This window comes from Arenimonas sp. (assembly GCF_035721105.1).
In the GTDB taxonomy this organism is placed as follows: Bacteria; Pseudomonadota; Gammaproteobacteria; order Xanthomonadales; family Xanthomonadaceae; genus Arenimonas.
Window position 1 is genome coordinate 20,007 of record NZ_DASTNG010000047.1, and the last position, 7,119, is coordinate 27,125.

The window sequence follows — 7,119 nt, forward strand, 5'->3', positions numbered from 1 at the left end:
GGCTTCGGCAAAACGCTATTCTAGACACAAGCCCCCGCCGGACACAGCCGCCCCATGGACCGAAAGCTCCTCGACATCCTCTGCTGCCCGACCAGCAAGCAGCCGCTGGCCCCGCTGGGCAGCGCCGAGCTGGCGGCGCTCAACGCGGCCATCGCCGCCGGCGGCATCACCCGCGCCGACGGCAACCCGCAGTCCGAGCCGCTGTCCGAAGGCCTGGTCACCCGCGACCGCAAGCAGGTCTACCGGGTCGAGGACGGCATCCCGGTGCTGCTGGCCGACGAAGCGCTGGCCACCACCCAGATCGCCGACTTCCCGCGCTGATGGCCACGGCAACGCCGTCGCCCCCGCCGGCCGAGGCGGTCGCCGCCGACGTGGCCCGCGCCCTGGCCGAGGACATCGGCCCGGGCGACGCCACCGCCGACCTGCTGCCGGACGTGCCGGCCTCGGCCTACGTGATCGCCAAGGAAGCCGGGGTGGTCGCCGGCCGGCCCTGGTTCGACGCCTGCTTCCGTGCGCTCGATCCGGGGACGGTGCTGGACTGGCGCGTCGCCGAGGGCGAGGCCGTCGCGGCGGGCACCGTGCTGGTCACGATCCGCGCCCGCACCCGCGCCCTGGTCAGCGCCGAGCGCCCGGCGCTCAATTTCCTGCAGACGCTCAGCGCCACCGCCACCACCACCGCGCGCTACGTCGCCGAAGTGGCCGGCACCCGCACCCGCATCCTCGACACCCGCAAGACCCTGCCCGGCCTGCGCCAGGCGCAGAAGTACGCGGTGCGCGCCGGCGGCGGCAGCAACCACCGCATCGGCCTGTTCGACGCCGTCATGCTCAAGGAAAACCACATCCACGCCGCCGGCTCGATCGCGGCGGCCGCGGCGGCCGCGCGCGCCCGGCATCCCTCACTGCCGCTGATCATCGAGGTCGAGACCCTGGACGAGCTCGACCAGGCGCTGGCGACCGGCTGCGACCGCATCCTGGTGGACGAATTCAGCGACGACGACCTGCGCCAGGCCGTGGCGCGCGCCGCCGGCAGGATTCCGCTGGAAGTGTCGGGTGGCGTCACCGGCGACCGGCTGCGGGCGATCGCCGCGACCGGGGTCGACTTCATCTCCGTCGGGGCGCTGACCAAGCACATCCAGGCCCTGGATCTCTCGCTCCGGCTGGGCGATCCGCCGGCCTGACGTCCCGCCTGACGGGGACGCCGCCAGCCGGCGCGCCGACCGGCCCGCCCATCGTGCCGGCCCGGGGGCCGGCGCCGTGCCTCAGCCGCGACCCAGCACCAGCGCCACGATCACCAGGATCGCCGCGGCGGTCAGCATGATCGGCACCCACTTGCTGACGCTGCTCGCCGGCTCGCGCGGCGGCACCGGATCGGTGCTCTGCATGCGGCTGGTCTGCTGGGCCATTTCCATGCCCGGCGCGACCACGATGAAGCGCACGGCATCGAGCCTCAGCTCGTCGCCGGCGTTCAGGAAGGCCTGCTGCACCCGCTTGGCGTTGACGTAGGTGCCGTTCGACGACCCCAGGTCCTCCACCGACAGGCCATCGCCGGTCGGCTTGACCAGGGCGTGGCGCCGGGAAATCTCCTCGGCCTGCACCGAGATGTCGCATTCCGGCGCCCGCCCGATGACCACCGGGCCGGCGACCGGGAACACCTTGCCGAACACCGCGCCGGACACGCCGCGCAGCACGTACTTGGGCACGGCCATGCGCACCCGGGTGGCGCCGGTGTCTTCGTCCGAGCCCTGGACCACGCCGGGCGCCGGCGCGCTGCGCGCGGGCTCGACGATGGCGAACTTGGCCAGGATGTCGCCGATGCCGATCTGGTCGCCGCCGCGCAGCGCCATGATGTCGACCACCGGCTTGCCGTTGACCGACACCGGACCGCCGCCGTGCGGGACCTGCAGGTTGGCGCCGGTCCCGGTGACGTGGATCTCGCAGTGCAGGGCCTGCACGCCCTCGCCCGCCAGCACCACGGCGCCCTCGGGCGCCGAACCGATCTTGTTCACGCCTGCGCTGAGCAGCACCTGGCCATGTTCGCCATTGGGAAACACCAGCTTCATCTTCGCTCTCCTGCGAATCGGCGATGGCCCGGGGGGCCGGCATCCGCGCCTATCTTAGCCATGCCCGGGCAAACGCGGCAGGGGGTCGGCTTGCGGGCGGGCCGCGGCGTCCCCACACTGCCCGGATGCTCGGCACCCTGATATCGATGCTTATAGCGGTAGCGCTGCTTGCGTTCTGGTTCGTCGGACGCGCCGCGGCGGAAACCGCCACCTATTACGGCCGCCAGGCCTGCCGCAACGCGGGCGTGGTCTGGCTCGACCAGAGCGTGCACCTGCTGTCGATGCGACCGCGCCGGGGCAGCGATGGCTGGATCGGCCTGGAGCGCCACTACGGCTTCGAGTACTCGATCCACGGCGATGACCGCCACGCCGGCCGCATCGTGCTGCACGGCCGCCGGCTGCGCTCGCTGGTCGGACCCATGCCGGTCCGGGAGCCCGTGCACGCAGGACCCGGGCCTACTTGACCACCCGCAGGTGGCTGCGGCGCGGCGGCTCGCCGCCCGCGTCCGGGCCGGACGGCGGCTCCGGTCCCTCGTCGGGCAGCAGCGCGCCGTCCTCGGGCAGCATCATTCCCTGCCCGGTTTCCTGGGCGTAGATGGCCAGCACGGCCGTCACCGGCACCAGCACCGATTGGCTGACGCCGCCGAAGCGCGCCATGAAGCGCACCTCGCGATTGTCGATGACCAGGTGCGCCACCGCCCGCGGCGCGATGTTGAGCACCACGCGGCCGTCCTTGACCACCGACGGCGGCACCTGCACGCCCTCGCGGGCGGCGTCCACCAGCAGGTAGGGCGTCATGCCGTTGTCGCAGATCCACTCGTTCAGCGCCCGCAGCAGGTAGGGGCGGTTGGAACCCATCGGCTGGACCGCATCCGTCATTGAGGCAGCTCGCGCAGGGCCTTTTCCTCGGGCGTCAGGCTGCGCAGATAGGCCGGGTTGCGGAAGATCCGCATGCCGTAGTCCTCGATCAGCTTGGCTTCCTTGGGCAGCACGATGCCCAGCGACGGCAGGCGCCAGATGATCGGCGCTATGGCGCAGTCGGCCAGGCTCATCTCGGGGTTGAGGAAGAACTTGGAGGCCTTGAACAGCGGCAGCGCCGCGATCAGCAGCTCCTTGAGCCGCTTGCGGCCGGCATCGGCCTGGGCCTTGTTGCCGTTCTGGATGGCCTGCACGTGCGGCACCCAGTCGTGCTCGAGCCGCAGCATGGCCAGGCGCAGCCGGGCGCGCGACAGCGGGTCGACCGGCATCAGCGGCGGATGCGGGTAGCGCTCGTCCAGGTATTCGGACACCACCGAGGCGGCGTAGAGCACCAGGTCCCGGTCCACCAGGGTCGGCACGGAATGGTAGGGATTGAGGTCCACCAGGTCCTCGGGCGGGTTGCCCGGATCGACCGGCACCAACTCATAGGTGACGCCCTTGGCCGCCAGCACCAGCCGGACGCGGTGGCAAACCACGCAGTCACGGGCTGAGAACAGCGTCAGGGCGTTGCGGATGCGCGGACTGGCAGCCATCGGGTTCCCCTCTCGCGGTGCCGCCGGCCCCTCTGCCAACGGTCATCGGAAGCCCTAACCCTGCCCGAAACGGGCCGCCCGCCGCAAGACGTTCAGGCCCCGGCCGTCCGGCGGAGCGGGCACGGGCGGCGAAATCCGGCCATTTCCGGCGTCCCGGACGGCAAAAGGCCGCCCTGGGGCGGCCTTTCGGGACGGCGGGACCGGGGGCCGGTCAGTGCACGTCGCGCCAGTACTCGACCTTCAGCAGGTAGGCGATGAAGGTGAAGAAGGCCAGGAACAGCACCACCCACACGCCCACCGACTCGCGCTTGAGCGCGGCCGGCTCGGCCACGTACTGCAGGAAGGCGCTGATGTCGCGCGCCACCTGGTCGTAGGCCTTGGGGTCGAGGCGGCCGGGCTGGACCAGCTCGAGGCCGGCGACGTGCGGATGGCCGTCCTCGCCCTGCTCGTAGACCGGGCGCTGGATGCCCTGCAGTTCCCAGAGCACGTGCGGCATCGAGGCGCCCGGGAACACGGTGTTGTTCCAGCCCAGGGGGCGGGCCTCGTCGATGTAGAAGCCCTTCAGGTACGAGTACACGTAGTCCGGGCCGCCGAGCTTGGCGCGGGAGATCAGGCTCAGGTCCGGCGGGGCCTTGCCGAACCAGGCGCTGCCGTCGCCGGCATTGATGCCGGTGTTGATGTTCTCGCCGATCTTGGCCTGGCTTGGCATCAGGTTCTGCTCCACCAGCTCCGGGCTCAGGCCCAGGTCGGTGGCGATGCGCGAATACCGGTGCAGCGACAGCGCGTGGCAGCCGGCGCAGTAGTTCATGTACAGGCCGGCGCCGCGCTGCAGCGACGCGCGGTCGCTGAGGTCGGTGCCCGAGGATTCCAGCGGACCGGCGCTGGCCGCCAGGCCAAGCGCGGGCACGAAGGCCAGCAGGAGGGCGAAGAGACGCAGCTTAGTCATGCTCGGGCACCCGCTCGGGGACGGCCTTGGTCTGGCCCATCGCGGACCACACCGGCATCAGGAGGAAGAAGGCGAAGTAGTAGCCGGTCAGGATCTGGGCCACCAGCTTCTGGGTGTCGGAACCGGTCTGCGCACCCAGCCAGCCCAGGACCACGAAGGCCACCACGAAGATGGCGATCAGGATCTTGTGCAGCATCGGGCGATAGCGGATGGACTTGACCTTGCAGCGGTCGAGCCAGGGCAGCGCGAACAGGATCAGGGTGGCGCCGCCCATCACGATCACGCCGAACAGCTTGTCGGGGATCGCGCGGAGCATCGCGTAGAAGGGCGTGAAGTACCACACCGGCTTGATGTGCGCCGGGGTGACCAGCGGGTTGGCCTCGATGAAGTTGTCCCACTCCAGGAACCAGCCGCCCATGGTCGGCGCGAAGAAGACGATGAAGGCGAACAGGATCAGGAAGAAGCCGGCGCCGAACAGGTCCTTGACCGTGTAGTACGGGTGGAACGGGATGCCGTCCTTCGGGATGCCGGTTTCCTTGTCCTTGACCTTCTTGATGTCGACGCCTTCGGGGTTGTTCGAACCCACCTCGTGCAGCGCGCCCAGGTGCAGCACGACCAGCAGAAGCAGCACCAGCGGCAGCGCGATCACGTGCAGGGCGAAGAAGCGGTTGAGGGTGGCGTCGGCGACCAGGTAGTCACCGCGGATCCATTCGGTAAGGCCGTTGCCGACCACCGGAATGGCGCCGAACAGGTTGATGATCACCTGCGCGCCCCAGTACGACATCTGGCCCCACGGCAGCACGTAGCCCATGAAGGCTTCGGCCATCAGCACCAGGAAGATCATCACGCCCAGCACCCAGACCAGCTCGCGCGGCTTCTGGTACGAGCCGTAGACCAGGCCGCGGAACATGTGCAGGTACACCACCACGAAGAACATGGAGGCGCCGGTGGAGTGCATGTAGCGGATCAGCCAGCCCCACTCGACGTCGCGCATGATGTACTCGACCGAGGCGAAGGCGTCGGCCGCGGACGGCTTGTAGTGCATCGTCAGGAAGATGCCGGTGACGATCTGGTTGACCAGCACCAGGATGGCCAGCGAGCCGAAGTAGTACCAGAGGTTGAAGTTCTTCGGAGCGTAGTACTCCGACATGTGCTTCTTGTACGCCGGGACCAGGCCGGGCGTGCGGTCGTTGAACCACGTGGTGACCGTGGCGACCGTGCGGTTGATGACGTTGGCCATTACGCGGCTCCTTCCGGCGGGACGCCCACGATGACGCGGTTGTCGTCAACGAAGTGGTAAGGCGGCACTTCCAGGTTCGACGGCGCCGGGACGCCCTGGAAGACGCGGCCGGCCAGGTCGAAGCGCGAGTTGTGGCACGGGCAGTAGAAGCCGCCCTGCCACTCGCTGTCGAAGGGCTGCGGCTGCAGCTCCGGGATGTAGGTCGGCGAGCAGCCCAGGTGGGTGCAGATGCCGACGATGACCGCGAGCTCGGGCTTGATCGAGCGGGCTTCGTTCTTGGCGAAGGCCGGCGTCTGGTCGGCGTTCTCCGAGTTCGGGTCGCGCAGGCGGGCGTCGTTGCCCGGCAGCGCGGCCAGCTGCTCCGGCGTGCGCTTGAAGATCCACACCGGCTTGCCGCGCCACTGCACGATCATGCGCATGCCCGGCTCGCCATCGATCTTGCTGATGTCGACCTCGACCGGCGCACCGGCCACCTGGGCGCGCGCGCTCGGCTTCCAGGAACTGATGAACGGCACCGCGACGCCTGCCACGCCCACCGCGCCGACCACGGCGGTGGTGGCGGTCAGGAAGCGGCGACGGCCTGAATTGACCCCTTCGTTAGCCATCCGGCTCTCCGAAAACTTGCTAAGTGGCTGAAAACAGAGATGCGGGGCGATCCGGCCCCCGCAAAGACGCGCAATTGTAGCGGACCGGGCGCGGCAGGGACAACGCCGCCGAAAGCCGGCTCAGCGGCTGGCCAGGACGCCCCGGTAGCGTTCCGCCAGGGTGCCCACGCGCTGGACGTAGCGCTGGGTCTCGGCATAGGGGGGGACGCCGCCGTGGCGGTCCACGGCGCCTTCACCGGCGTTGTAGCCGGCGGCGGCCAGGGTCAGGTTGCCCTCGTAGCGCTTGAGCAGCCACGCCAGGTACTGCACGCCGCCGCGGATGTTCTGGTTCGGATCGAACACGTCGGACACGCCGAAACGGGTGGCGGTGGCGGGAATCAGCTGCATCAGGCCCTGGGCGCCCGCATGCGAGACCGCATTGGGCCGGAACGCCGACTCGGCGTGGATGATGGCCCGGACCACCGCCTCGTCCACCCCGAACTCCTGGGCGGCGGCGCGGACCTCGGCCGCGTAGGCCTCGGTGTTGAGCCGGACGGTGCTGAAGTCGACCCCGGGCAGCGCGCCGCAGGCGTAGCAGGTCTCGACGTAGCTGAACAACACGCGGGCACCGGCGTCGCCGCCCGGCCGGACGTTGGTGTAGTGGGTCACGCCGTCGCGCTCGAACTTGTACATGGCCCCCCGGGTGACCCGGGCGCCACCGCCCGACGGGGCCGACGCCAGCGCCTGGCCGGGCGCGGCGGTGCGGAACTCGACCCGG

Annotated in this window: 10 protein-coding genes; 3 read left to right on the forward strand and 7 right to left on the reverse strand. The window is 70.1% G+C overall.

What is annotated here, in order from left to right:
• The first annotated feature begins 54 nt into the window (after window positions 1–54).
• Both VFQ84_RS06780 and nadC read left to right on the forward strand, forming a co-directional pair.
• Window positions 55–321, forward strand: a complete 267-nt coding sequence (locus tag VFQ84_RS06780) for a Trm112 family protein (protein ID WP_325130537.1) — start codon at window positions 55–57, stop codon at window positions 319–321.
• The gene (nadC, locus tag VFQ84_RS06785; RefSeq protein ID WP_325130539.1) at window positions 321–1,178 is read left to right on the forward strand and encodes a carboxylating nicotinate-nucleotide diphosphorylase; all 858 of its coding nucleotides are present in this window, start codon (window positions 321–323) and stop codon (window positions 1,176–1,178) included. Before VFQ84_RS06780 ends, nadC begins: the two co-directional genes overlap by 1 nt.
• Before the next feature lie 81 nt (window positions 1,179–1,259).
• Here the strand turns inward: nadC and VFQ84_RS06790 are convergent, their stop codons facing one another.
• Window positions 1,260–2,060 (reverse strand): FHA domain-containing protein, encoded by an 801-nt coding sequence (locus VFQ84_RS06790; protein ID WP_325130541.1) that lies wholly within the window; start codon window positions 2,058–2,060, stop codon window positions 1,260–1,262.
• Between the two features lie 125 nt (window positions 2,061–2,185).
• Here VFQ84_RS06790 and VFQ84_RS06795 point away from each other — a divergent pair, with 125 nt between their 5' ends.
• Window positions 2,186–2,524 carry a DUF3301 domain-containing protein gene (locus VFQ84_RS06795; RefSeq protein WP_325130543.1) on the forward strand — a complete coding sequence of 113 codons (339 nt, stop codon included), beginning with the start codon at window positions 2,186–2,188 and terminating at the stop codon, window positions 2,522–2,524.
• On the opposite strand, the gene VFQ84_RS06800 is transcribed toward VFQ84_RS06795, so the two are convergent.
• The 6 genes from VFQ84_RS06800 to VFQ84_RS06825 form a co-directional block, all read right to left on the reverse strand.
• The gene (locus tag VFQ84_RS06800; protein ID WP_414637008.1) at window positions 2,517–2,939 is read right to left on the reverse strand and encodes a ClpXP protease specificity-enhancing factor; all 423 of its coding nucleotides are present in this window, start codon (window positions 2,937–2,939) and stop codon (window positions 2,517–2,519) included. The genes VFQ84_RS06795 and VFQ84_RS06800 overlap by 8 nt on opposite strands.
• Window positions 2,936–3,571, reverse strand: coding sequence for a glutathione S-transferase N-terminal domain-containing protein (locus tag VFQ84_RS06805; protein WP_325130546.1), 636 nt, complete (start codon window positions 3,569–3,571; stop codon window positions 2,936–2,938). The genes VFQ84_RS06800 and VFQ84_RS06805 overlap by 4 nt, the downstream gene beginning before the upstream one ends.
• A gap of 211 nt (window positions 3,572–3,782) precedes the next feature.
• Window positions 3,783–4,517 (reverse strand): cytochrome c1, encoded by a 735-nt coding sequence (locus VFQ84_RS06810; RefSeq protein ID WP_325130548.1) that lies wholly within the window; start codon window positions 4,515–4,517, stop codon window positions 3,783–3,785.
• Complete coding sequence (locus VFQ84_RS06815) at window positions 4,510–5,757, reverse strand: cytochrome bc complex cytochrome b subunit (protein ID WP_325130549.1); 1,248 nt, start codon at window positions 5,755–5,757, stop codon at window positions 4,510–4,512. Before VFQ84_RS06815 ends, VFQ84_RS06810 begins: the two co-directional genes overlap by 8 nt.
• The gene (petA, locus tag VFQ84_RS06820) at window positions 5,757–6,362 is read right to left on the reverse strand and encodes a ubiquinol-cytochrome c reductase iron-sulfur subunit (protein ID WP_325130551.1); all 606 of its coding nucleotides are present in this window, start codon (window positions 6,360–6,362) and stop codon (window positions 5,757–5,759) included. Before petA ends, VFQ84_RS06815 begins: the two co-directional genes overlap by 1 nt.
• Window positions 6,363–6,482: 120 nt before the next feature.
• The coding region (locus VFQ84_RS06825; RefSeq protein WP_325130553.1) for a lytic transglycosylase domain-containing protein at window positions 6,483–7,119 on the reverse strand (637 nt) is incomplete at its 5' end.